Origin of the sequence: Nocardioides sp. (assembly GCF_047607365.1) — a bacterium.
GTDB lineage: Bacteria > Actinomycetota > Actinomycetes > Propionibacteriales > Nocardioidaceae > Nocardioides.
The window spans coordinates 37,965-62,026 of the sequence record NZ_JASGDD010000050.1; the positions used below are offsets into that span (position 1 = coordinate 37,965).

Sequence of the window (24,062 nt, forward strand, 5' to 3'; positions counted from 1 at the left end):
CTCGCCGTGCCCGAGAACGAGAGGATCCCGGTGGCGTGCAGGCACGCCACCGGGATCCGGGTCTCCACGCCGTACGGCGCTGGACCCCTCGCTCAGATGGGCTCGGGGACGATGGCGACGGCGTCGGCCTCGAACTCGGCCCTGGTCGCCTCGCCGACCTCGTCCTCGGTGCCCCGCTTGATGAAGCTCGCCACCGCGAGCGCCAGGACGGCGACCACCGAGACCACGATGAAGAGCAGGTTGTAGCCGTGGCGGGTGCTGAACGGCGTCTCGGGCACGAGGTTGTGCGTGAGGATCATCGTGCCGAGCGAGGTGCCCACGGCCGCGAACGCGTTCTGCGTGACCATGTAGAAGCCGGAGACCTCGCTGGTGTTCTCCTCGCCGACGCTCTCGACGATCAGGTTCGGCAGCGAGCTGAGCATGAACCCGGTGGCGCCGGTGAGCACGATCTGCGAGATCACGAAGCCGACGACCGTGTCGAGGAGGAGGGCGGAGAGGACCGCCGCGGCGAGGCCGAGGGCACAGCCGATCATGAAGGCGTTGCGGGCGCGGCCTCCTCGGGAGATCCGGCCGCTCAGCGGGGAGAGGGCGAAGCCGATCAGGCCGATGGCGAAGGAGAGATCGCCCGCGTGCCCGGCGCTGACGCCGAGGCCGACCGGAGCGATGGTCGGCATCTGGAAGATCAGCTGGCCGACGTACCCGGACATGCCGAGCGTGCCGACGGAGACCAGCATGGTGGCGATCAGCGTCAGGCCGACCTTGCGGTTGGTGAAGATGCGGACGTTGAGCAGCGGCTTGTCGGTGCGGAGCTCCCAGGCGACCCAGGCGGCGAGGACGACCAGGCCGCCGAGGATGAAGGCCCACGTCTTGCCGCTGCCCCAGCCCCAGTCGTGGCTCTCGTTGATGCCGTACATCGCCAGCGCGATGCCGGGGACGAAGAGGATGCCGCCGAGCCAGTCGACCTTCTCCAGCCCGGTCCGGACCGTCGCAGGCGGGAGCAGGAACGCGGCCACGGCCGTGACCAGCGCGAGGACGAGCGAGACGACGAAGATGTAGTGCCAGCCCCAGGCGTCGTAGATGTTGCCCGCGACGATGTTGCCCGCGGCGCCACCCCACATCGCGGCGCCCGCCACGGTGGCGATCGCGACGGGGAGGTTCTTCCTCGGAAGGTTCTCGCGGAGGATCCCGACGCACAGCGGCACCAGACCGCCGGCGAGACCCTGGATCGAGCGGCCGGCGATGAGACCGCCGAGGCTGTCGGAGGCGATGCTGACGACCGAGCCGACCACGGAGGCGAGCAGCAGGACGATCAGGACGTTGCGACGTCCGAACGCATCGCCGAGCCTGCCGGCGATCGCCGCGGACGCGGCGCCGACCAGGAGGAAGCCGGTGAGGATCCAGCCCGCGCTGCTCGGGGTGGCCTGGAACTGCTCCATGATGCCCGGCAGTGCGGTGTACATCATCGTCGCCTCGAACGAGCTGACGATGGCGGCGAAGATCAGGATCGTGATGATCAGCGCCGTCGGGCGCTGGGTCCGGGACTCGGGCTCGAGTCCGGTGGTGGTTGCCATGGGGGGCCTCTCTCGGGACGTCTTCAAGCGGACGTGTGTCGTCCGCTTCATCACGTGTTTCGTTGTAAAGAACGAAACTTCGGTACAACGTGGAGAGTGTGATCCGCCTAACAGCACCTGTCAATCACCTCCACAGGAGCGAGCGCGCGGGGGAATCGTCGACCGGGCTTCTTGACAAGGGGGCGGCGCGGCGTGATGCTGGTCACGCCATATAAGACAACAGATGTTCTGTTGTGCGGAACGTATCGACGGATCGTTCGAGGCGTTGGAATAGACGGAGGCTCTGAATGTCCAGCCAGGTGAGTGTGGATGCGCCGGTCGACGGCGGTGGCGGCGACGTCCGGGCAGCCGGGGTGCCCCTCCGGCACCCCGACCGGTTCTTCATCGACGGACGGTGGGTGAAGGCCTCGACGGCCGACGGCTTCGACATCGTCGACCCCGCCACCGAGGAGCTCTACTACCGCGTCTCGCTGGCCGGCGAGTCCGACATGGACACGGCGATCGCGGCCGCGCGCCAGGCCTTCGACCACACCAGCTGGCCGCTGCTGCCCGCCACCGAGCGGGCCGAGTGGGTCCGGAAGATCGCCGACGGCCTGCGCCGCCGGGCGGATGACGCCGGCATGCTGTGGACGCGCCAGGTGGGCGTGATGCACTCGATGTCGGGGCCGTCGATGGCACGCGTCGGCGCGACCTACGACTACTACGCCGACCTCGCGTCCGACTTCGACTGGGAGGTTCGGCACACGCCGCTGATGGGCGGGTTCGGTGCCGTCGTACGGGAGCCGATCGGCGTCGTCGGCGCCATCGTCGCCTGGAACACGCCCGCCTCGCTGATGTCCTACAAGGTCGCGCCCGCCCTGGTCGCCGGCTGCACCGTCGTGCTCAAGGCGCCTCCCGAGGCGCCGGGCGAGGCCTATGTCCTCGCCGAGATCGCCGAGGAGATCGGCCTCCCGCCGGGCGTGCTCAACGTGCTGACCGCCGACCGCGACGTCTCCGAGCAGCTGGTGCGCGACCCCCGGGTCGACAAGGTCGCCTTCACCGGCTCGAGCGCCGTCGGCAAGCGGATCGCGAGCATCTGCAGCGACCGGCTCGCGCGCTACACGCTGGAGCTCGGCGGCAAGTCCCCGGCGGTCATCTTCGACGACTTCGACCTGCAGAAGGCGGCGGAGACCCTTGCCGCGGCCGAGTGCACGCTCAACGGCCAGGTGTGCTCCTCCCTCACCCGCGTGATCGTGAGTCGTCATCGGCACGACGAGTTCGCCGAGGCGCTGGGGAGCTTCTTCGGGTCCGTGCGGATCGGCGACCCGTTCGACCCCGCTGCCCAGCTCGGGCCGCTGGCCATGGAGCGCCAGCGTGACCGCGTCGAGAGCTTCGTGAAGGTCGGTCTCGCCGAGGGCGCCCGCCTCGTCACCGGCGGTGGCCGTCCGTCCGGCTTCGACCGCGGCTACTACATCGAGCCGACCGTCTTCGCCGGCGTCGACAACGACGCGACCATCGCCCGGGAGGAGATCTTCGGCCCGGTGCTCAGCGTGATCCCGGCGGAGAACGAGGAGCACGCCATCGAGCTCGCCAACGACACCGTGTTCGGTCTCAACGCGAGCGTCTTCACCAACGACATCGACCGCGCCTACTACGCAGCCCGCCGGATCCGGTCCGGCACGGTCGGTCACAACGGCTTCCGCGCCGACCCCCGGATGGGCTTCGGCGGATTCAAGCAGTCCGGCGTCGGTCGCGAGGGCGGTCGCGAGGGGCTGCTGCCGTACCTGGAGTCGAAGACGATGATCCTCGACCAGGCCCCGACCGGCCACAGCCAGCTCGGCTGATCGAGCACGCCATCCCACTTCAAGTGATCAGGAGAGATTCATGACCGGACGCGTCGAGGGCAAGGTCGCCTTCATCACCGGTGCCGCTCGCGGCCAGGGCCGCAGCCACGCGGTGCGCTTGGCGGAGGAGGGCGCCGACATCATCGCCGTCGACCTCCTCGAGGAGATCGACACGGTTCCCTACCCGCTCGCCGGCAAGGAGGACCTCGAGGAGACGGTTCGCCTCGTCGAGGCCACCGGGCGCCGTATCGTCGCCCGCCGGGCCGACGTGCGGGTGCTCTCCGAGCTCCAGGCGGCAGTCGACGAGGGCGTCGCCGAACTCGGTCGTCTCGACATCGTGCTGGCCAACGCCGGCATCCTCACGATGGGCCTGGACACGCCGAAGGCCTTCCTCGACGTCGTCCAGGTCAACCTGCTCGGCGTGATCAACACCGTGACCGCAGCCGAGCCGCACCTCCAGGCCGGTGGCTCGATCGTGCTGACCGGCTCCACGGCCGCGTTGCTCTCCGGCTCGGTCGACATGGCCGGGGCCGGTGGGCTCGGCTATGCCCACGCCAAGCGGCACGTCGGCCGGTTCGGGCACGACATGGCGCGGGTGTTCGCCAAGCAGCAGATCACGGTCAACGTCATCCACCCGACCAACGTCCACTCGGGGATGATGGACAACGACTTCATGTACCACGCCTTCCGACCGGACCTCTCCAGCCCGACCGGCGAGGACATGATGCCGGCGCTGGTCGACAAGTCGCCGATGGGCGTGCCGTGGCTCGAGCCCCACGACGTCTCCGAGGCGATCCTCTACTTCGCCTCCGACGAGGCCAAGTGGGTCACCGGTCAGCAGCTCAAGCTCGACGGCGGCCAGCTCGGCCCGGTGACGAACGCCGGCGTTCCCGCCTGATCGGAGAAGGCCCCCGACCAACGGCTGGTTGGTCGGGGGCCTTCGTCATGTCGACGCCCTCACGGACGTCGTACGGCGGTCAGCGCCGCGCCACCTGCAGTGCGGCGAAGACGCCGCCGTCGACGAGCAGGTCCACGCCGTTGAGGAAGGACGCGGCGTCGGAGAGCGCGAAGCCCGCGACGGCCGCGACCTCGTGTGCCTCGCCCATCCGGCCCAGCGGGGTCTGCTCGACCATCCGCAGCATGGAGGGGTGTGCCTCGGCCTCCTGCTTGCCCTGCGGCGTCGCGATGACTCCCGGGGCGATCGAGCAGATCCGGGCCCCGGCCGCGCCGAGGGCCACCGCCTCCTGCTGCACCAGGACCTTGACTCCGCGCTTGGCGAGTCCGTAGGCCCAGCCGGTGTTCTCGATCGCGGCACCGGCCAGCTCCTCGAGTCGCTCGAGGAAGTCCGGCGCGAGGGGACGGGCCATCAGCGCGTCGAGCGCGGCGTCATCCTCGCGAGGTGGCAGGAGGAGCGGCGACATCGAGCTGAAGCAGACGAACGCGGTCTGGTCGCTCGAGAGCGGGCGGAGGGCCTCGATGAGGAGTGCGGAGCCGATCAGGTCGACCTCGAAGATCCGTCGCCAGTCCGCCATCGTGGGCGAGATCCCGGCCGCGTGGGCCACCGCCCGGAGCGTCCCGGTCTCGCCGACGTGGGCGGCCAGGCGGTCCAGGCCGTCGCGGTCGGTGATGTCCAGGACGAAGGGCTCGACGACCACCGACTCGGGGGCCTCCTGCTGGAGGGCGGCCGCGGCTCGCTCGACGGTGCCGGCGTCGCGGTCCACGAGGATCACGTGATCGACGAGCGCGAGCAGCTCGCGACCGCACTCCAGGCCCATGCCCCGGCCGGCGCCGGTGGCGATCCCGACTGTCACCGTGGTGGTCATGCGCTCACCGTCCCGCGCTCGAAGTAGCCCTCCATGGTCGGGCGGAGCGACTGGCTGACCAGCTCGACGCGAATCCCCGCGGGGTGGCGGAGGTAGGCCCAGTAGGGCTCGCCGTCGGGGCGTACGCCGGCAGCCTCCCGGACGTAGCCCTCGGCCTCGAGCCGGGTGAGCGAGTCGGCGACGTCGTCGACCCAGTAGCCGAGGTGGTGGATGCCGGAGCCCTCGGCGGGGGACCACACCGTGCCGGGGATCGCCTGGACGATCTCGAGGTGGGGCACGGTCTTCGAGTACCACGCACGCAGGTGGATCTCGGCAGGGCCGTCGGGCAGCCATACCGCGACCTGACCGCCGATCTCCTCGCACCACTCGTATCCCTGGGTGCGGGTGAGCTCGGCCATCGTGGCCTCGGGCTCCTCGACGATGATGCCGACGTGATACTGCCCGGCCGGATCGACGGGGCGGGGGATGTCGTTCATGTGCTTCTCCTGATCGATGGGTCGATGGGTGTGGTGGTGCTTGCTGGGGCGCCCGGTCAGGCGCTGATGGGAGAGGGGGTTCCGGTCGGGCTGGTGCGGGGCACCAGCAGGACGAGCAGTGCGGCCGCGACGGCGGCCGCGGCACAGACGGCGAACAGCACGCGGTACGCGTCCAGTGAGGGCATCGAGATGCCGCTGACCAGGACCGACGACCCGGCGAGGATGCTGCCGCCCACCGCCGAGGCGAGCGAGCTCCCGAGGCTGCGGAACAGGGTGTTGAGGCCGTTGGCGGCCGCCACCTCGCTCGACCGCACGAACGTGTTGATCATGGCGGGAATGGCGGCATAGCCGATCCCGGTGCCGGCGCCGACCACGGTGGTGAAGAGGGTCACCTCCCACAGGCTGTCGGTCAGGACGATCCGGCCGGCCCAGCCCACGGCGATCACGACGGCCCCGAGGGCGAGTGTCCGAGGGGCGCCCCAGCTCGCGATCAGGCGAGCTGCCAGCGGGGCGAGGAGCAGCATCGCGACACCGCTCGGCAGGAGAACCAGACCCCCGACCAGGAGGCTGGAGCCGAATCCGTAGCCGCTGGCCTCCGGCGCCTCGACGTACGACGCCGTGCCGATGAACGACGCGAAGAGCGCGAAGCCGAAGCAGATCGACGCGAGGTTGACGAGCATGATCGGGCGGGAGGCCAGCGTCTTCAGGTCCACCAGCGAGTCGCGGATGCGGGTCTGCGCCCAGCCGAAGACCGCGAAGATCACGACCGACCCGGCGATCATTCCGAGCGTCAGCGGGTCCGACCATCCCCAGTCGGATCCTTGGCTCAGGGGGAGCAGCAGGCAGACGAGCCCGGCGCCGAGGAGGAACGAGCCGACGAGATCGATGCGGCCACCCGCGCGCTGGGACGACTCGGGGACCAGAGCGGCGATGCCGGCGAAGGCGACGGCGCCCAGAGCCGCGTTGATCCAGAAGAGTGCGTGGAAGTCGGTGTGCTCGGCCACGAAGCCGGCGAGGGGGAGCCCGAGCGCACCACCGACGCCGAGCATGGCGCTCACCAGAGCCATCGACGAGCCGACCCGCTCCTTCGGCATGGTGGTGCTGAGCAGGCTGATTCCCAGGGGGATGGCCGCGGCCGAGGCACCTTGGATGGCCCGGCCCGCAATGAGCAGGACGATGTCGTCCGTGACAGCGGTCAGGAGCGATCCCACGATCAGCGAGCCGATGGCGACCAGCAGCATGAGTCGCTTGCCGTACATGTCGCCGAGCCGGCCCATGATCGGGACGGATACCGCGGCGACCAGCAGGGTCGAGGTGAGCAGCCACGCGACGTTCGTCGCGGAGGTGTCCAGGTCGGCGGGAAGGGTGGCCATGACGGGGACGAGCACCGACTGCGCCAGCGAGACCGCCAGCGCGCCGAGACCGACGACGAGGAGGACCACGTTGGCGCGGCCGGAGCCGAGGGTCGTGCTCGGAACGGCGTCGTGTGGGGCCGGATCCTGTGGCCCCTTGAGTGAGTCGCGCACGGCGATACTCCTTTCGTTAGTGAAGGCATTCTATGTCGTGATTGGCACTGAATGTCAACTTCGTGATGAAGTGCCACACCGCGATAGAGTGGTCGCATGAGCTTCGAGGGCACCCATCAGGGCGCGGACGCGCCGGTATCGCTCCGCGAGAGGACGCGTGAGGCGATCAGGTCGGAGGTTGTCGAGACGGCGTGGCGCCTGTTCGCGGAGCAGGGGTTCGCCGGAACGACGGTCGACCAGATCGTCGAGTCGGCCGGGATGTCGCGCCGGACGTTCTTCCGCTACTTCAGCGGCAAGGAGGAGCTCGTCACCTGGCGTCTACTCGCCTCCGGTGCCGCGGTCAGGCGCGAGCTGCTCGAACGGCCGTCGACCGAGTCGGACTGGGTCGCGCTCCGCCGGGCCTTCGACTGTGTGGTCACCGATGTCGAGCAGAACGCGGAGATCGCACGACGCCTGCACGGTCTCCTGCTCGACGAGCCGGAGGTCCGGACGGCGTTCCATGAGCGGGCCTTTCGCTGGGCGGACCTTCTCGGGCCGGTGCTCGCGGCCAGGCGTGGCTCCGTGCCGAAGGATTCGGCCGCCGAGGGAGTGGAGAGACTGCGAGCGCGAGCTCTCGTCGCCAGTGCGCTGGCGTGCTTCGACGCGGCCCAGCTGTCCTGGGCTCTCGACGGGTCCGACCCCGCTCTCGGACCGCTGGTCGACGAGGCGATGACGGCCGTCGCCCCCCTGGCGTAGGGCAGCTCGTCGTACCGCGGACGCGGTACGACGCACGGTCCGCCAGGAGGATTCACGCGCGGCGCTCCGCGGCAACCCTTGATGCAGGCCCCTCCCGGGCACCCACCGATCAAGGAGAACCGAGATGAGCACCCACCACGGCACCGCCACGTCGACCGACGACCGCGCCACGCGCGAGTACACCTCCGTGCGGGTTCCTCGCGCCATCGAAGCGCTGGGCTGTGACACCTTTCGCGGATTCGGCTGGACCATCGTGTCCGCCGAGCCCGCCCGCCCGATCCGGCTGCTGCCGCTGATGCCCGCGATCAGGCCGAACGTCGCCACCCTCCGGATGAGCCGCGAGTCCCACTCCCAGCACCCGCTGACCCTGCGGAGCCTTCAGGACAAGGCGGAGGAGTCCCTCGCGCTGATCGGTCGCCTGGAGCGGTCGAAGACCTTCGTCCCGGCAACCGTGGCGCTGGTGGTGTTCCTCATCGGCTGCGCCCAGCTGGCCGGCTCGGTCTTCGCCCTCGGCGACGACGCGCAGCTGCTCTCCGCGGGCCTGGGCGCTGCCGGCCTGGCCCACTGGATCGGCGCCGGGGTCGCCTACCTCTGGGTGAGGCGCCGCCGCACCGAGTCGGTCGCCCCGAAGATCGCCCGCGAGCTCGATGCGCTCGAGGACCGGAGCCGCCAGGCCCGCCAGCTGCTGCGGTGAGGTTCCCTACGGGTGTCGGGCCGTACCGCTCGCGGCCGTCGGCCGCCGGTCCCGCTGGTGGGCGACGATCGCGGGCAGCTGCTGATAGATCGTCTCGATCAGCTCGCCGATCCGCTCGGCGATCGGCTGCCCGACCGCCGTCAGCGCGTACTCCACGTGCGGCGGAACCGCGGAGTGCTCGGCTCGCGAGACCAGCCCGTCGGCCTCCAGGCGCTGAAGCGTCTGCGCCAGCATCCGGTCGCCGATCCCGGTCACCGAGCGCCGCACCTGCCCGAACCTCAGGGGACCGTCGGAGAGCGAGGCGAGCACGAGCGAGCCCCATCGCCCGGTGGCGTGCTCCAGCACGCTGCGCGAGAGGCACTCGGGATCGAAGACGCTCATCTGCTCGGCGCGCTCGGTGGCTCTGCTCACCCTGCTACCGTAGCCCGGAGAGGGCACTTCTGATTCGGAAGTGCTGAGCAGACGACCGAGGCGGAGACGCCCGCGAGACGGAGGAGCGAGACGTGGATCCAGTGGTGATGGTGGGGATCGTCGGCAGCGGCAACATCGGCGCCGGCGTCGCCCGCATGGCGACCGCGGCCGACCTGCCGGTGGTGGTGGCGAACTCGCGTGGCCCCGAGACGCTCGACGCGCTGATCTCCGAGCTCGGGCCGAGCGCGACGGCCGCCACGGTGGAGGATGCCGTCGCCCGCGCCGACCTCGTCGTGCTCGCCCTTCCCTTCGGCGCCAGCGCGGCCCTCCCGGCGGCGTCGCTCTCGGGGAAGGTGGTGATCGATGCCACGAACTACTACCCCGACCGGGACGGACACGTCCCGGCCCTCGACGCCGCCGAGCTCACCTCCAGCGAGCTGCTGGCCCGGCAGTGGCCGGACGCCCAGGTCGTCAAGGGCCTGAACAACGTGGACTTCCTCCACCTGCCGATGCTCCCTCGTCCGGCCGGCGCCGACGACCGGACCGCGCTCCCGATCGCCGGCGACGACGGCGACGCCAAGGCGCGGGTCGTGACGTTCCTCGATGCGATCGGATTCGACGCGCTCGATCTCGGGGCGCTCGCCGAGGGATGGCGGTCCCAGCCCGGGTCGCCCGTCTACGTCACGCCGTACTACCGCGAGAGCGACGAGCCGGATCTCGACCCGAGGCAGCGATTCATGACCGCCGAGCCCACTCCGGTGCCGCTGGAGACGGCGCGTGCGCTGGCGTCGGAGGCTACGCGGTGAGGCCGGCCTCGTAGGCGAAGACGACGAGCTGGGCGCGGTCCCGCGCTCCGGTCTTCATCATGGCGCGGTTGACGTGGGTCTTGGCGGTGGCCGGGCTGATGAAGAGCCGCTCGGCGATCTCGGTGTTGGAGAGCCCCTGGGCGACCAGCGCGGTGATCTCGAGCTCGCGCTCGGTGAGCGGGTCGACGCCCGGAAGCCGCCCCGGGGGACGAGGCTCGGGCTGGCTCGTGACCCGCTCGATGAGGGCCCGGGTGGCGGTGGCCGAGAGCAGCTGCTCGCCGGCGGCGACGGTCCGGACGGCCTCGATGAGGGCCGCGGGAGCGACGTCCTTGCCGAGGAAGCCGGACGCGCCGGCGCGCAGGGCCGCGACCACGAGGTCGTCGGTCTCGAAGGTGGTCAGGATCAGCACGCGTACGCCGGCGAGCGCCGTGTCGGCGCTGATCAGCCCGGTCGCCTCGACCCCGTCCATGTCGGGCATCCGGATGTCCATCAGCACGACGTCGGGCAGCGTCCGGCGGGCGAGCTCGACGGCCTCCCGGCCGGTGGCGGCCTCGCCGACCACCTCGACCTCCGGATCGGAGTCGAGGAGCAGGCGGAAGGTGCCTCGCAACAGGGCCTGGTCGTCGACGAGCAGGACGCGCACGGTCATCGCGGATCTCCTTCGGATGGTGCCGGGAGCGGCGCGACGGTGGCGGGGAGCGTGGCTCGGACCTCGAAGGTTCCGTCCCGCAGGGGACCGGCGCGCAGGCTGCCTCCGGCGGCGGTGGCGCGCTCGTTCATCCCGATCAGGCCGTGCCCGGTCCCGGGCAGTAGGGGAGCGTGGCGACCGGGAGCGACGGCGTTGATGGTCGTCAGCGTCAGCGATCCCGGCGTGGTCCAGTCGAGCTCCACGGCCACAGCTCCGCCGGGTGCATGCTTGGCGGCATTGGTGAGCGCCTCCTGGAGGATGCGATAGGCGGCGAGGTCGGTCTGCTGGTCCAGGGTCTGCGGGGCGCCGGTGCCGGCCAGCTCCACCGGGGTGCCGCCGGCTCTGAAGCCGGCGACGAGCTCGTCGAGCTGGGAGAGGCCGGGCACCGGGCGCAGCGTCTCGCCGGTCGCCCCCTCGGACGGGTCGCCCTCGTCGTACCGCAGGAGGCCGACGGTGGCCCGCAGCTCGTCGATCGCCTGCCGGGAGTGCTGGGTGATGTCGCGCAGCGCCGTCTCGGCGGCGTCCGGGTCGGTTCTCAGGAGGTAGTCGGCGACCGCCGCCTGGGCGTTCACCAGGGTGAGGTTGTGCGCGAGCGCGTCGTGCAGGTCGCGTGCGATCCGCAGCCGCTCGTCGAGCACTGCCTGTCGGGTCTCCTCGGCGATGCGGCCCGCAGCGCGTCGGGCGCGCTCGCGACGCGCGCCGACGACGGCGCCGACCCCGGTCGCGATCAGCACCAGGTCGACGGCCACCATGTCGGTGGCGAGCAGCGGCCGGCCGTGGAAGACCAGGCCGGTGAGGAGCAGCAGTGCCGAGGCGGCGCCCGAGGCGGACCACGCCAGCCGGGGGCGGGTCCGCGACGCCAGCGTGTAGGCCGCCACCATCGTCGCGACCGGGACCGGCTGGTAGGCGCCCATCGGATCGCCCGGCGGCGGCAGGCTCATCGATCCCAGGAGCGCGATGTGGAACGCCTCCACGATCACGGTGCCGGCGAGTGCCCCGAGCGGCCAGGCGGTCCGGCCCAGCAACGGCAGCCACGAGAGCAGGGTCGCGCCCAGCAGGGCGGGCTCGGGGACGGCGAAGACCCCGGTGCGCACGGAGGCCGTCGTGAGCATCATCGCCAGCGTGCCGACCGTGACGATCCAGTCAGTCTGCGTCGGCCGTCCAGCCAAGGCGTCCCCTCCCTCCTCGAGGTACGACGGCCGGGACCGCGCCGCTCCGTGGGTTCCTCCGCATTCTCCCGGAGACGCGCCGATACAGCAGCCACGACGCGGCGGCGACGAGACACAGCAGGACGATCGGCAGCAGCGGCGTGCGCGCCAGGCCGGCGGCCGTGGCACCGGCGAAGACCCACGCGATCGACCAGAGGGCGCAGCCGGTCAGCGAGGCGAGGGTGAACCGGAGGTGGCTCATCCGGGCCGCCCCGGCGGCGGCCGGCACCAGCGTGCGGACCATCGGCACCACCCTGCTCAGCACGATGGCGATCACCCCTCGCCGGCGGACCAGCGAGACGCCGCGATCCCAGTGCTGCCGGCCGATCCGGCGTACCACCCGGCTGTCGGCCAGTCGTGGCCCCAGCCGGCGGCCGAGCCAGTAGTCGACCTGGTCGCCGACGGCCGCCCCGGCGATCACGGCCAGCAGCAGCCAGAGCCGGTCCGCGGACGCCATCGTCCCGCTGAGGGCGGAGATCGTGACCTCGCCGGGGAGGACGGCCCCCGCGCCGGGGAGCGCCTCGACCAGAGCGGCCGCCGCACCCGCTGCGATACGGATCCACATCGCGTCAGCTCCGCCCGTCCGCGATCGGCTCGGCGCGCGCAGGGGCGCGTGCCGGGCGAGGGACAGCGAGCTGGTGCCGGCCGGGCTCGGGGAAGAGGAGGAGGGCCATGAGCAGCAGTGCGGCGCCGATCGCGCCGTCGAGCCACCAGTGGTTGGCGGTGATGACGACGACGAAGACGGTGAGGCCCGCGTGGGCGCCGGCCAGGACGGCGAGCCAGCGTGGCCCGGTGCGCGTCACCACGACGGCGATCAGGACGGCCCAGCCGACGTGGAGGCTCGGCATGGCCGCGTACTGGTTGGCCAGCGTGGCCGTCGCGCCCTCGTACGCCGAGGGCCCGTAGACCGTCATCGTGTCGGTGAAGCCCAGGCTCGGGAACATCCGCGGTGGCGCCAGCGGGAGCGCGATGTGCAGGACCAGGGCGAGCGCGGTCTGGACGACCAGGAGGTTGCGGGCCCAGGCGTACTCGACGTGCGGGCGGAACAGCAGGCCGGCGACGAGGAAGGCGATGGTGATCGGGAAGTGCGCCGAGACGTAGTAGACGTTGGCCGCATGGAACAGGTCCGGGCTGGGCAGCAGCCGCTGCAGATCGGCCTCGGACGGGAGGCCCAGGGACTGCTCGAGCTCATGGAGGCGCCGGGCGTGCTCGCGGGCGATCGCCTCGTGCCCGGTGGCGAGCAGCCGCCCGGCGCGATAGACGAGGTAGAGCAGAGCCGCCAGCCCGACCTCGCCGGCGACGCGGGCCGCGGTGCGCGTCCTCATCATGAGACGGCGGCCGTCCTCACGCGCCGACCGGCACGTCGCGCACCCGGAGCAGGCGCTCCTCGTGCTCGCCGCCCGCCACGACGTACGGGATGAGGCCGAGCACGGCGAGGGTGCCGGCGCTCTCGGGAAGCGAGGGAACGTAGAGCACGAGCCGCTGGCCCCGCGCGGCCAGCATCCGGCGGCCGATCGCGAGCGCCGTGACCGTCTCGATGGTGAGCGTCTCGGCGGACTCCACGGCGACCACGACCCAGCTCACGGTGGACGGCAGTCGTGACGTCGCGGCGTGGAGCGCGCCGACCAGCGGCCGCGCCCCGGCCCTCCAGGCGCCGAGCTCGATCCACGCGCAGGCGCCGAAGCAGCAGGTCGTGCTCGCCAGGCGGGGCCCGCCGGCGGTCGTCGGTGATGCCATCTCGGTCTCCTTGGACTCGATGCGGACCTGTTCGGGTGGTCTCACCACCGTCGCCGGAGTCGCGGCCTCGCGCGTCGTCCTGATGCGGCATCCGGCGTACCGCGATCGCGGTAGAGGGGTCACCGCGCTGGGCGGACGTCTCGGGAGAGCGAAGACGAGAGCGTGAGGGAGTCCTGATCAACCCCTGCGAAAGGCAGTCCCGTGTCCGCTCTTGCCCGTTGGTGCTCCCGGCACCGCTTCATCGTCCTGGGAGGCTGGGTCGGCGCCGTCGTCCTCCTGATCGGCCTCGTGGTCGGCGTGGGTTCCGACTTCAAGACCACCGCCGACCTCCCCGACAGCGAGTCGGCCCAGGCCTACACCCTGATCGGCTCGGCCCAAGCCTCCTCCGGAGACACCGAGACCGGCCGGATCGCCTGGCACACCACCGGCGAGGCCGTCGACGCCGGCGCGGTGCGGACCGACGTCGCCGCCATGCTCGCCGAGGTCGCCGACCTTCCCGGCGTCGTCTCGGTGCAGAGCCCGTACGGCGCCACCGAGTCCGCCCAGCTCAGCCTGGACCAGGACACCGCCTACGCCGTGGTGACGGTCACGGACGACGTCGACGTCGACGAGGTCACCTCGGTCGCCGAGTCGATCGAGTCCGACGCCGTCCAGGTCGAGCTCGGCGGCCATGCCTTCGCCCCCGTGACCGAGTCCGGCGGCATCGCCGAGGGCGTCGGCATCCTGGCCGCGCTGGTCATCCTGCTGCTGATGTTCCGCTCCGCGTGGGCGGCACTGCTGCCCATCATCACCGGCGTGGCCGGCGTCGTGACCTCGCTCCTGCTCGTCATGGTCGGCTCGCACGTGGTCGATCTCGCCAGCGAGTCCATCACCATGGGATCGCTGATCGGCCTGGGCGTCGGCATCGACTACGCCCTGTTCATCGTCAACCGCCACCGCAAGGCGCTGATGGCCGGCGACTCCGTGGAGGAGTCGATCCGCAAGGCCGAGGACACCTCCGGTCGCGCCGTCATCTTCGCCGGCATGACCGTCATCGCCGCCCTGGTCGCCATGCGCGTGGTCGACATGAGCGTCCTGACGGGCATGGGCCAGGCCGCCGCGGTGACCGTCGTGTTCACCGTCCTGGCCGCGATCACGCTGCTGCCCGCCCTCCTGGCGATGCTCGGCACCCGGGTGCTGTCGAAGAGGCAGCGCCGTCAGCTCGCCGAGGGAGCGGTCGTCGAGGCCACGGCTCCCGCCCGGCGTACGCCCGGCGTGCTCTGGTCCCGGCTCGTCACCCGCGCGCCGAAGCCGATGAGCCTGGTCGCCCTCGTCGTCCTGGCGGCCCTCGCGATCCCGTTCTTCTCGATGCGGGTCGGCGAGGCCGACGCCAGCACCGACAAGGCCGGCTCGGCCTCGCGTGACTACTACGAGATGGTCAGCCCCGCCTTCGGCGAGGGCCTGGACGCCACCCTCGTCCTGGCGGCGAAGACCCCCGACGCGGCGTCCGCCCAGGCGTTCGCCGACCTTGCGACCGGCCTCGCCTCGGTCGACGACGTGGCCTCCGCCTCGGCGCCGGTCGAGATCGGCGACGGGGTCTCCGTCATCCAGCTCACGCCCTCGAGCAGCTCCGGCTCGGAGGCGACCGTCGACCTCGTCCACCACCTGCGCGACGACGTCATCCCCGCCGCCGAGTCCGGCAGCGGTCTGCAGGTGTACGTCGGCGGCGAGACCGCGACCAACATCGACATCGCCGACCACCTGATGAGCAACCTCCCGCTCTACCTGCTGGTGATCGCGGTGCTCGGGTTCCTCCTGCTGATGGTCGCGTTCCGCAGCCTGCTGCTGCCGCTGGTCGGCGCCTTGAGCAACCTCACCACCATCCTCGTCGGGCTCGGCGTCGTGACGGCGATCTTCCAGTGGGGCTGGGGGAGCACGCTCCTGGGCGTGGGCGACGGGGCCGCGATCTCCTACATCGTCCCGGTGATGATCGTCGGCCTGATGTTCGGCCTCTCGATGGACTACCAGGTCTTCCTGGTGAGCCGGATGCACGAGGAGTGGACCCACGGCCGCGACCACGTCGCGGCGATCCGGGCGGGTGTCGCCGAGACCTCCAAGGTGATCATCACCGCCGCGCTGATCATGCTGGCCGTCTTCGCGTCGTTCGGGTTCTCCGGTCAGCGGATCGTCTCGGCGATCGGGGTCGGGCTCGCGCTGGCGGTCGTCGTCGACGCCCTCGTCGTCCGGATGATCCTCATCCCGGCGCTCATGCGGCTGATCGGCCCCCGGATCTGGGCCTACCCTCGCTGGGCCGACCGGATCACCCCCCACCTGTCGGTGGAGGGCCCCTCGACCGCCGACGCACAGGGGTCCACCGCGTGACGGGATCCGACCCGATCTGAAGGTCGTGAGCCCCCGAGTCTGCGGTGACGCAGACCCGGGGGCTCGTGTCGTTCGCTCCGTGGGTCGGGGGTGCGGTCCGTACGTCCCGGCCGGCATCGTCGCCGGGCTGAGGGGACGCTTGCGCCCTCTCGTGCGGTCACGTGGGGATGGAACGCCCCCGCGAGGGAGTGAAGGAGGGAGTGAAGAGGGAGTGAAATGGTGTGCGCGGGCCGTGTCCGGCGGGCGAGCCGGAGCGGTCCGCGTCGCCCGGCCGTCAGCGCACGCGGCCGAAGCTGATCGTCTTGGCGAGCGGGCGGTAGCCGGAGGCGACGACGCTCACGCGGATGCTGAGCCGCCTGCCCTTGGCGGAGACCGGGATGCGCAGACGTGGCCGGGTCGCGGAGGTGATCGGCCTCCCGTCGAGGAGCCACTGGTAGGTGACCACCGCGTGGGCGCGCTTCCCGGCCGCCGAGAGGACCGGGCGGCTCACCGTGACCGTGTGCCGGACCCGGGCGGTGCCCGACCTCCTCGGCCATGCCCGGACCCAGGAGCGGGGCGCTCCCGGAAGGGGAACGGGTGCGGCGGTGACCGTCGGAGCAGTGGTGGTCGGCGCCGACGAGGAGGTGAGGTCGGGCGTGGGACTGGAGGTGTCCGTCGGATCCGGGGTGGGCGTGGGCGTCGGAGTCGCGGTGGGCGTCGGCGTCGGTGAGGGGGTCGGCTCCGGATCGCTGGTGGGGACGACCGGGAAGACGTAGCCCGAGCTGACGAGCAGTCCGTAGCCGTCGCGCTGCTCCCCGATCCAGCTGCCGAACCCACGACCTGCCGCGGTGAGGTAGACGACGCGCAGTGTGTAGGTCTCACCCGGGGTCAGGCCCAGCAGGAGGATGCTGCGCTCCCACAGGTCGGTGTTGCGCTCCAGAGGCTCGCTGGTCGTCGTGTCCTCCGGTGTCAGGACCGCGAGGTCGGCCCACGCGTGCCCGTCGAGCCGCTGCACGACGTAGCCGGTGATGCCGTTGCTCTGGTTGAAGTCGGTGCGCTCGATCCAGCTCAACGTCGCCGAGTGGCCGCCGGGCGTCGCGGTGATGGAGGTGACGGGATAGGGGGGCGTGCCGCCGCCGGGGTAGGCGAGGTCGAACGGATCGGGCCGGCCGCCGAGCCCGCCGACGAACCGGGCCCACGGCGGCAGCCCGCTGCTCAGCACCGGGGTGCTCGTCGTCCCGGAGGTGGGATAGACGACGTAGTCGTCGAAGTCGGTCACGGAGGGGTCGTAGAACCAGATCGACCACGTCCCGTCGTCGGCGGTGAGGCCGGGCGTGCGTGCGTCGGTGGTCCACCGGCGCTCGATGGCGTCGTACTGGTGGAGGAGCTGGAGGGAGATCCCCGAGACGGTCGGCTCGCCCGGGTCGCGGACACCGTCGGCGTCGGTGTCGACGTACACCTTCCCGTGCAGGAGGAGCGAGTGCCCGTCGTCGGGGCGGGCGACACCGACCACGACGTTCGTGACCGTCTGCCCTGCCGAGGTGACGGTGACCTGCGTGGCACCGGTGAGGTCCCAGTCGGACTGGCCGACGGCGATCGGCTGGGTGCCGAGCGGGACCTCGGATGCGGTGAAGGCGCCGTCGCTGCCGATCTGGGCGGTGACGCCTCCGACGGTGAGCTGCATGTTCGCCGGCGGCTCGTCGGCATCGCGTACGCCGTCGCGATCCCAGTCCTCGAAGAAGGTGCCGGTCACGGTGCCGCCGTCGGGTGTGCCGCAGCCGAGGGTGTTGGCGAACATCGTCTGGTCGACGCCGTCGATCGTCGCGATGTGGCTGTCCGTCGTGGCGCGGAAGGAGATGTCGACGACTCCGCTCGAGGTCGCGTACGCCGGCGTCCCCTGGTCGACGCGGTAGACCGTCGTGTCGACGGTGCCGGCGCCGTGCTGCTCGACGTCGGCGAGGTAGTTGCCGCAGGGCGAGAACTGCCAGAAGCCGACGCCCGTCTCGGTCCAGCTGGTCGTCGCCTTGTGCTGGTCGAGGTCGATCAGGGTGTGGGAGACCGTCTGCGAGTCCTCGCGGTAGGCGAGGACGAACCCGCCGTCGTCCGGGCTGAAGCCGAAGCCGAGCCAGCCCCCGTCGTCCGCCACCCCGTAGGTCTGCGCCGTGGTGCTGTAGGCGACGGCGTACGAGGTCGTGTCGTAGATCCGCAGCGTGAACTGCCCGTTCGTCGCACCGGCGGCGGCGAGGTAGCGGCCGCCCTTGCTGAAGCCCATCGTGAGGTCGCCCGTGAAGGAGTCGTTCAAGCCCGCCACGGCGCTCCCGGCGCCGAGGCGCCAGCTGCGGACGATGGTCTGCGAGCCGTCGACGTACCACGCCACGAAGGTGGCCTGGTCGGGGCTGAAGCCCCAGTTGGTGTAGCGGTCCTGCACCGACAGCGCGGTGGACCCGTCGGCCCGGGTGACCGTCACCGTGACGGAGGGGAGGCTTCCGGTCGCCTCGACCTGGAATATCGGACTCGAGGCGGCCGAGGCGCCGTCGGAGGTGATGAAGGGCTCCGCCGGGTCGATCGGATCGACGTAGGCGCCGGTCTCCGGGATCACCGCCGCCTCGGCGTACGTCGTCGAGCCGGGGGAGACGACCGGGCCGGCGACGAGCGTGCCGGCGATCAGCACGAAGCCCATGCATGCTGTGACGACGCCCCGAACCATCAGCCCGCTCCCGTGACCCTCACGGCTTGCTGCCGAGAGGCGAGAGCCAGGATAGGGCCGCCCTCCCCCGATGAACAGAGGTCTCCGGGCGGTCGGACTCCATCGGCGGGAACCCCGGGCGGAGGCCATGGCGTCTCATAGGTGAGGACCCCGATCGGAGGAGCCGTCCCGTGAGTCTCGACTTCAGCGAGTACGCCGAGGTGCGCCGGCCCGTCCTGGGGCGCTCGGCGGTGCAGCGGATCACGGCCCGTGCCGCGCGGAGCCGTCGTCTGTTGCGCCTGGTGGCGGTCGTCGTCACGGTGGTCGTCGCTGCCGTCGGCGTAGCCGGTGCGGTGGCGATGCGATCCGCAGCGCCGGCCCCTACGGGTCCCGCGGCCGGGGCGACGACGTCCGGGACGCCCGTCGAGAGGCCCGTCGAGAGCGGGAGCGTCGAGGGCACCTGGATCGTCGAGGCCGTCTTCGACGACGCGGGTGGGTCGGTCCCGCTGCGGTCGACTCGCCCCGCTCGCCTGGTCTTCGCCGGCGGCAGGATGCTCGGGGATACCGGCTGCAATGACATCTCGAGCTCGTACGAGCAGCGTGGGGCCGCTGGGACGGACCTGGTCTTCGGCGACATCCGGAGCACTCTGGTGGGCTGCGCCGATGAGCCGCCCCTGGCCTCGCGGCTGGCGGACGTCCGCCACGCCACCACACGAGGCGACGGGACGCTCAGCCTCGGCGGCGAGGACGGGAAGGACATCGTGGACCTGCGCCCGGCAGAGCCGGAGGAGAGCGTGTCCGCCGACGTCACGCCGGACGAGGACCAGGTGCGGCGGGCCACCGTCCTCGCCGAGCAGCAGCTGGCAAAGCACGACGACGCCACGATCACGAGCGCCACCCTGACCGTCAGCATCGGGACGGTGGCATCGTCCTCCTCCAACACCGGCACCGCCTGCTCCTCGGGGATGCTGCTGAACATCAAGCTGATCGGATCGTTTCCCGGGATCGCGGTGGCGCCACCCCCGATCCTGCCGGACAGCCCGCCGCGCGACGACACGGTCGCGGCGCTCCTGGTCACCGCCGACGCCGTCTCCGGGAGGGCCTGCCTGATCGGCGTCCAGACCAGGGAGAACGGCGAGCCGACTCCCGAGCCGGACGCCACGGTGCTCGATCTCCGCTGACCCCGCCGACCGGCGCCACCGGCCGCCGCCCGACGCCGGCGCACTAAAGTCCCGACATGAGCGAGCACGTGCTGCAGGCGTTCGGGATCGGTGTCGGCGGCCGGCCGCGTCCGCTCCTCCCCCCGACCGATCTCGAGTTGTGGAGCGGGGAGGTCCGTGCGCTGGTCGGTGAGCCCGGCCACGCCCACGCCGCACTGGCCCTGGTGCTCGCCGGGCGGCTGCGGCCCGACGCCGGTGACGTGGTGCTGAACGGGGTGCACGACGAGCGGCGACGCCAGGCGGCGGTCGCGCTCGTCGACGTGCCCGGGGTGAGCGAGCCGGACGAGAAGGTGCCCTTCGGCGTCATCCTCGGCGAGGAGCTCGCGCTGGCGGGGCGCCCCGCGCGACGCAGCGCCGTCCGGGCGTGGGCGCCCGACATCGCGCTCGGCCGGCGTACCGAGGACACCCCGGCGGACCGGCGTACGGAATTGCTGATGCGGGCCGCGACCCTGCGGCCGAAGGTGCGCTTCCTCGTGCTGACCCTGCCCGACCGCTGGGGCGTGACCCCGGCCGCGTGGCAGCCGGTGGCTGCGGAGATCGCCGAGCAGGGCTTCGGCGTCCTCGTCACCGTCGGCGAGACCTCCCGGCACCTGCTGTCGGTGCCCGCGACCACGATCGGAGACGCACAGTGACCTCCTTCCGGATCGCCCTCGCCGAGCTGCGGCGGCTCACCTCGAGCCGGATGTCGCGTCTCGCGGTGCTCGCCATGGTCCTCATCCCGACCCTGTACGCCGGCCTCTACCTGTACGCCAACCACGACCCCTACGGCGGCCTCAGCCGCGTGCCCGCCGCGATCGTGGTCGCCGACACGGGCGCCACCGCCGACGGCGAGGAGGTCGACTACGGCCGCGACATCGCCGACCGGCTCCTGGAGTCCGGCGACTTCGGCTGGCACGAGGTCTCGGCGGCGACGGCGGCCGCCGGGGTGGAGGACGGGACCTACGACTTCGCCCTCACCATCCCGGCGGGCTTCTCGACGGCGCTGACCAGCTCGGCCCGGTTCGACCCCGAGCAGGCGCGGCTGGTGATGACGACCAACGACGCGAACTCCTATCTCGCCGGCACGATCGCCGACACCGTCACGACCAAGGTCCGCGACGCGGTCGCCAGCCAGGTCAGCGAGAAGGCCGCCACCACGCTCCTCGAGAGCCTCGGCCGGATCCGCACCCAGCTGGTGGAGGCCGCCGACGGCGCCCAGGAGCTCGCCGACGGCCTCGGCTCGGCGCGCACCGGCGCCCGGAAGCTGGCGAAGGGGGCCGACAGGCTCGACGCCGGGCTCGGCACGCTGCAGAGGCGCACGGCGTCGCTCCCGTCCCAGACCCGCGCGCTGGCGACCGGCGCGGCGAAGGTCGCGCAGGGCAACGACCAGGTCGCGGCGGTGGGCCGCCGGGCCGCGGCGGCAGCCGGCAGGGTGGTCGACCGCTATGCCGACGTACGCGCGGACCTGGTGCGCCGGATGCACGAGCAGGGGCTCGACGACCAGCAGATCCAGGCCCTCCTGGCGGTCTACGACGACCTGGGCACGCCACTGAGGTCCGCGAACTCCACGGTGCGGTCCGCCTCGAGCCGGCTCGACGAGCTCGCCGACGGCGCCGACCAGGTCGCGGCCGGAGCCGACAGGCTCGCCGACGCCACCCCGGCCCTGACCTCGGCGATCCGCCAGGCCCACGCCGGCGCGGGCGAGCTCGCCGACGGCGCCGGCACCCTCCGCCGGGGCCTGGTCAAGCTCGACGCGGGTGCCGACCAGCTCGCCGCCGGGCTCGCCGACGGCGTCTCCCAGATCCCCGACCTGTCGGACTCCACGGTCGCGGACACCGCCGGCACCATCGCCGATCCGGTGAAGGTGGTGGACCGCACCCAGGCGGACGCGGGCACGTACGGCGCCGGCCTGGCGCCCTTCTTCCTCGCCCTGGCCGCGTGGATCGGCGGCTACGTCCTCTTCCTGCTGGTGCGGCCGCTCTCGAACCGTGCCATCGCGGCCAACCAGGTGCCGCTGCGCGTCGCCCTCGGCGGGTGGTATCCGCCCGCGCTGCTCGGGCTCGCCCAGATGGCCGTCGTCCTCACCGTCGTCACGCTCGGCGTCGGCATCCAGGCGACCCACGTCGTGCCGACGCTGCTCTTCATGATGCTCACCTCGATCACGTTCATCGCGATCGTCCACGCCCTCAACGCGTGGCTGGGCCCGTCGGGCCAGTTCCTCGGGCTGGCGCTCATGGTGCTCCAGCTCGTCACGGCGGGCGGCACCTTCCCCTGGCAGACCATCCCGACGCCGCTGCACGGCGCCCACCACGTGCTGCCGATGTCCTATGCCGTCGACGGACTGCGGCAGCTGATGTACGGCGGTCTCTCGAGTCTCGCCTGGCACGACGTGGTCGTGCTGCTGGCGTGGCTCGGCGCCGCGCTCGTCGCCACCTCACTGGCCGCCCGGCGACGCCGACACTGGACGCCGGCCCGGATCAGGCCCGAGCTGTCGCTGTGAGCTGCTGCCGACGGGCGGGGCAGGCCCCTCTCCGCTACGACCGGACGTCCTTGACCAGGCCGAAATCGACCAGGAGCTCGCCGACGACGTTGCGCTCGAGCTTGCCGAGCAGGCGATCGGTCAGGAAGTGCGGTCCCGGCAGGCTGATCTCCTCCCCGTCGCGGAGCCGGCCGGTGGCCGCCAGCAGCGAGCGGACGTCGTACGTGGAGTTGAAGACCTCGGGCACGCCGCGCTCGATGCCGAGGAGGGTGTACACGGCCTCCATCGGAGTGCGTACCGAATACTCGGTAGTGAAGATGCAGTCGCGCTCCCTCGTCTCGGCGAACTGCCCGATGAAGGCGAAGTTGACCGACCCCGCCGGTACGACGTCGGGCCGGTCGCCCGCCTGACGCGGCATGAAGAACGACGTCACGTAGGGCATCATCACCGGCACGGTCTTGGCGCCGGTGGCGGCCAGCTCGGCGATCTCTTCGACCGGGACGCCCACGTGATAGAGCCACTCCGCGGTGATCTCCTCGCCGGTGCACGCCTGCATCGGCTTCTTGACGTAGTCACCCGGGGTGTCGACGAACAGCGAGTAGACCCAGACGACGATCTGGTCGGCGGGCTGGGCCTTGAAGTGTGGCTGGCGGTTGACCGTCCAGCTGAGCAGCCAGGCCGAGTCGGTGGCGGTGACGATGCCTCCGGTGACGACCTTGCCGCTGAACGGGTCGCGCTTGCAGATCCGCTCGATGTACGCCGGGACCCGGGCGTCCAGCGTGGTGACCGTCGCCGACTCCCACTTCGTCTCGGGGATGTGGGCGCCGAAGACGTCGGGGCGGCCGAAGGAGGGGTCGTTGGCCGCGATCCTGCGCCATAGGTCCCACGCGGGCGCCGGACCCTCGTCGAGCCTCGCAGGCGTGTGGTGGTCGCCGTTGTCGGAGTTCTCGGTCAGCGATCCGATGGTCATGAAGAGCAGGTCGTCCTCGGTGAGGTCGACGCCGTCGCCCGGTGCGCCGGACTCGCCGGAGGTCCAGTGCAGCCGGGTGGCCTGCTTGCGGCTCGGCTCCTCCCCCACCCCGGGCGTGATCGCGAAGTCGACATCGGTCACCTCGGTGTCGAAGTGGAAGGTGACCCCCTGGTCGAGCAGCCAGGTGTAGAGCGGCAGCACGAGCGACTCGTACTGGTTGTACTTGGTGAACTTCAGCGCCGAGAAGTCCGGCAGGCCCCCGATGTGGTGGATGAAGCGGTGCAGGTAGAGCTTCATCTCCAGGGCCGAGTGCCACTGCTCGAAGGCGAACATGGTGCGCCAGTACATCCAGAAGTTGCTGGCCAGGAAGTCCGCGCCGAAGACCTCGTCGATGCGCTTGTTCTCCATCTCCTCACGCGTCGCGAGGAAGACCCTGATGATGTCCTTCTGCGCCTTGTCGGTGAGGGTGAAGAGTCCGTCGGTGCCGGCGTCCTTTCCCTGCTCGACCGTTGCGCGCTGCAGGGAGGAGTTGGGGTCGTCCTTGTTGAGCCAGTAGAACTCGTCGAGCACGCTGGCGCCCTCGACCTCGAGGGAGGGGATGGAGCGGAAGAGATCCCACAGGCACTCGAAGTGGTTCTCCATCTCGCGCCCGCCGCGGATGACGAAGCCCTTCTTGGGCTCCTTGATCCCGTCGAGGGCGCCGCCGGGCAGGCCGAGCCGCTCGAGGATGGTGATCTTGTCGCCCGACATCTGGCCGTCGCGGATGAGGAAGGCCGCGCCGGCGAGCGAGGAGAGCCCCGCCCCGACGAACCAGGCCGTCTTCTCCTCGACCCCGGCGGGCTTGCGCGGACGGGCGAACGCCTCGTAGTTGCCGCTGCTGTAGAACATGG

21 protein-coding genes are annotated in these 24,062 nt (G+C 71.5%); 9 read left to right on the forward strand and 12 right to left on the reverse strand.

Annotated features, from left to right (window positions below):
- Positions 1–92: 92 nt before the first annotated feature.
- On the reverse strand, positions 93–1,571 hold the full coding sequence (locus QM572_RS04395; RefSeq protein WP_415090433.1) for an MFS transporter: 1,479 nt from the start codon (positions 1,569–1,571) through the stop codon (positions 93–95).
- 287 nt (positions 1,572–1,858) lie between these two features.
- Between QM572_RS04395 and QM572_RS04400 the strand changes: the two genes are divergently transcribed.
- Both QM572_RS04400 and QM572_RS04405 read left to right on the forward strand, forming a co-directional pair.
- Positions 1,859–3,394, forward strand: a complete 1,536-nt coding sequence (locus QM572_RS04400; protein ID WP_415090435.1) for an aldehyde dehydrogenase — start codon at positions 1,859–1,861, stop codon at positions 3,392–3,394.
- A 40-nt stretch (positions 3,395–3,434) separates the two neighbouring features.
- The gene (locus tag QM572_RS04405; RefSeq protein WP_415090437.1) at positions 3,435–4,292 is read left to right on the forward strand and encodes a mycofactocin-coupled SDR family oxidoreductase; all 858 of its coding nucleotides are present in this window, start codon (positions 3,435–3,437) and stop codon (positions 4,290–4,292) included.
- A 79-nt stretch (positions 4,293–4,371) separates the two neighbouring features.
- Here the strand turns inward: QM572_RS04405 and QM572_RS04410 are convergent, their stop codons facing one another.
- The 3 genes from QM572_RS04410 to QM572_RS04420 are packed head-to-tail and all read right to left on the reverse strand — an operon-like array spanning position 4,372 to position 7,219.
- On the reverse strand, positions 4,372–5,217 hold the full coding sequence (locus tag QM572_RS04410; RefSeq protein WP_415090439.1) for an SDR family oxidoreductase: 846 nt from the start codon (positions 5,215–5,217) through the stop codon (positions 4,372–4,374).
- On the reverse strand, positions 5,214–5,693 hold the full coding sequence (locus tag QM572_RS04415) for a VOC family protein (RefSeq protein ID WP_415090441.1): 480 nt from the start codon (positions 5,691–5,693) through the stop codon (positions 5,214–5,216). The genes QM572_RS04410 and QM572_RS04415 overlap by 4 nt, the downstream gene beginning before the upstream one ends.
- Before the next feature lie 56 nt (positions 5,694–5,749).
- Positions 5,750–7,219 (reverse strand): MFS transporter, encoded by a 1,470-nt coding sequence (locus QM572_RS04420; RefSeq protein WP_415090443.1) that lies wholly within the window; start codon positions 7,217–7,219, stop codon positions 5,750–5,752.
- A 96-nt stretch (positions 7,220–7,315) separates the two neighbouring features.
- Between QM572_RS04420 and QM572_RS04425 the strand changes: the two genes are divergently transcribed.
- Positions 7,316–7,954, forward strand: a complete 639-nt coding sequence (locus QM572_RS04425) for a TetR/AcrR family transcriptional regulator (RefSeq protein WP_415090445.1) — start codon at positions 7,316–7,318, stop codon at positions 7,952–7,954.
- Between the two features lie 124 nt (positions 7,955–8,078).
- Complete coding sequence (locus QM572_RS04430; protein WP_415090448.1) at positions 8,079–8,648, forward strand: hypothetical protein; 570 nt, start codon at positions 8,079–8,081, stop codon at positions 8,646–8,648.
- Between the two features lie 6 nt (positions 8,649–8,654).
- Here the strand turns inward: QM572_RS04430 and QM572_RS04435 are convergent, their stop codons facing one another.
- On the reverse strand, positions 8,655–9,059 hold the full coding sequence (locus tag QM572_RS04435) for a winged helix-turn-helix transcriptional regulator (protein WP_415090450.1): 405 nt from the start codon (positions 9,057–9,059) through the stop codon (positions 8,655–8,657).
- A 92-nt stretch (positions 9,060–9,151) separates the two neighbouring features.
- Here QM572_RS04435 and QM572_RS04440 point away from each other — a divergent pair, with 92 nt between their 5' ends.
- Positions 9,152–9,865: an NADPH-dependent F420 reductase gene (locus tag QM572_RS04440; protein ID WP_415090452.1), complete on the forward strand. Its 714-nt coding sequence runs from the start codon at positions 9,152–9,154 to the stop codon at positions 9,863–9,865.
- Here the strand turns inward: QM572_RS04440 and QM572_RS04445 are convergent.
- From QM572_RS04445 to QM572_RS04465, 5 genes are read right to left on the reverse strand one after another with little or no spacing between them, the layout of a single operon-like run.
- Positions 9,855–10,514 (reverse strand): response regulator, encoded by a 660-nt coding sequence (locus tag QM572_RS04445; protein WP_415090454.1) that lies wholly within the window; start codon positions 10,512–10,514, stop codon positions 9,855–9,857. The genes QM572_RS04440 and QM572_RS04445 overlap by 11 nt on opposite strands.
- Positions 10,511–11,722, reverse strand: coding sequence for a sensor histidine kinase (locus QM572_RS04450; protein WP_415090456.1), 1,212 nt, complete (start codon positions 11,720–11,722; stop codon positions 10,511–10,513). The genes QM572_RS04445 and QM572_RS04450 overlap by 4 nt, the downstream gene beginning before the upstream one ends.
- Positions 11,697–12,326, reverse strand: coding sequence for a DedA family protein (locus QM572_RS04455; RefSeq protein ID WP_415090458.1), 630 nt, complete (start codon positions 12,324–12,326; stop codon positions 11,697–11,699). Before QM572_RS04455 ends, QM572_RS04450 begins: the two co-directional genes overlap by 26 nt.
- Before the next feature lie 4 nt (positions 12,327–12,330).
- Positions 12,331–13,086: a phosphatase PAP2 family protein gene (locus QM572_RS04460; protein ID WP_415090460.1), complete on the reverse strand. Its 756-nt coding sequence runs from the start codon at positions 13,084–13,086 to the stop codon at positions 12,331–12,333.
- A gap of 19 nt (positions 13,087–13,105) precedes the next feature.
- The gene (locus QM572_RS04465; protein WP_415090462.1) at positions 13,106–13,498 is read right to left on the reverse strand and encodes a hypothetical protein; all 393 of its coding nucleotides are present in this window, start codon (positions 13,496–13,498) and stop codon (positions 13,106–13,108) included.
- 201 nt (positions 13,499–13,699) lie between these two features.
- Here QM572_RS04465 and QM572_RS04470 point away from each other — a divergent pair, with 201 nt between their 5' ends.
- Entirely contained in the window at positions 13,700–15,859 is a 2,160-nt protein-coding gene (locus tag QM572_RS04470; protein ID WP_415090464.1) for an MMPL family transporter, read from the forward strand.
- 274 nt (positions 15,860–16,133) lie between these two features.
- Here QM572_RS04470 and QM572_RS04475 read toward each other — a convergent pair whose 3' ends face one another.
- On the reverse strand, positions 16,134–18,518 hold the full coding sequence (locus QM572_RS04475) for a hypothetical protein (RefSeq protein ID WP_415090466.1): 2,385 nt from the start codon (positions 18,516–18,518) through the stop codon (positions 16,134–16,136).
- 197 nt (positions 18,519–18,715) lie between these two features.
- Here QM572_RS04475 and QM572_RS04480 point away from each other — a divergent pair, with 197 nt between their 5' ends.
- Genes QM572_RS04480 through QM572_RS04490 form a run of 3 tightly spaced genes read left to right on the forward strand, consistent with a single transcriptional unit; the run spans position 18,716 to position 22,223 of the window.
- A complete protein-coding gene (locus QM572_RS04480; RefSeq protein WP_415090467.1) occupies positions 18,716–19,705 on the forward strand; it encodes an META domain-containing protein in 990 nt (329 codons plus the stop codon).
- Positions 19,706–19,761: 56 nt separating this feature from the next.
- A complete protein-coding gene (locus tag QM572_RS04485) occupies positions 19,762–20,376 on the forward strand; it encodes a hypothetical protein (protein WP_415090469.1) in 615 nt (204 codons plus the stop codon).
- Complete coding sequence (locus tag QM572_RS04490; protein WP_415090470.1) at positions 20,373–22,223, forward strand: YhgE/Pip family protein; 1,851 nt, start codon at positions 20,373–20,375, stop codon at positions 22,221–22,223. Before QM572_RS04485 ends, QM572_RS04490 begins: the two co-directional genes overlap by 4 nt.
- A 34-nt stretch (positions 22,224–22,257) precedes the next feature.
- On the opposite strand, the gene QM572_RS04495 is transcribed toward QM572_RS04490, so the two are convergent.
- On the reverse strand, positions 22,258–24,060 hold the full coding sequence (locus QM572_RS04495; protein ID WP_415090472.1) for an oleate hydratase: 1,803 nt from the start codon (positions 24,058–24,060) through the stop codon (positions 22,258–22,260).
- Positions 24,061–24,062 lie beyond the last annotated feature (2 nt).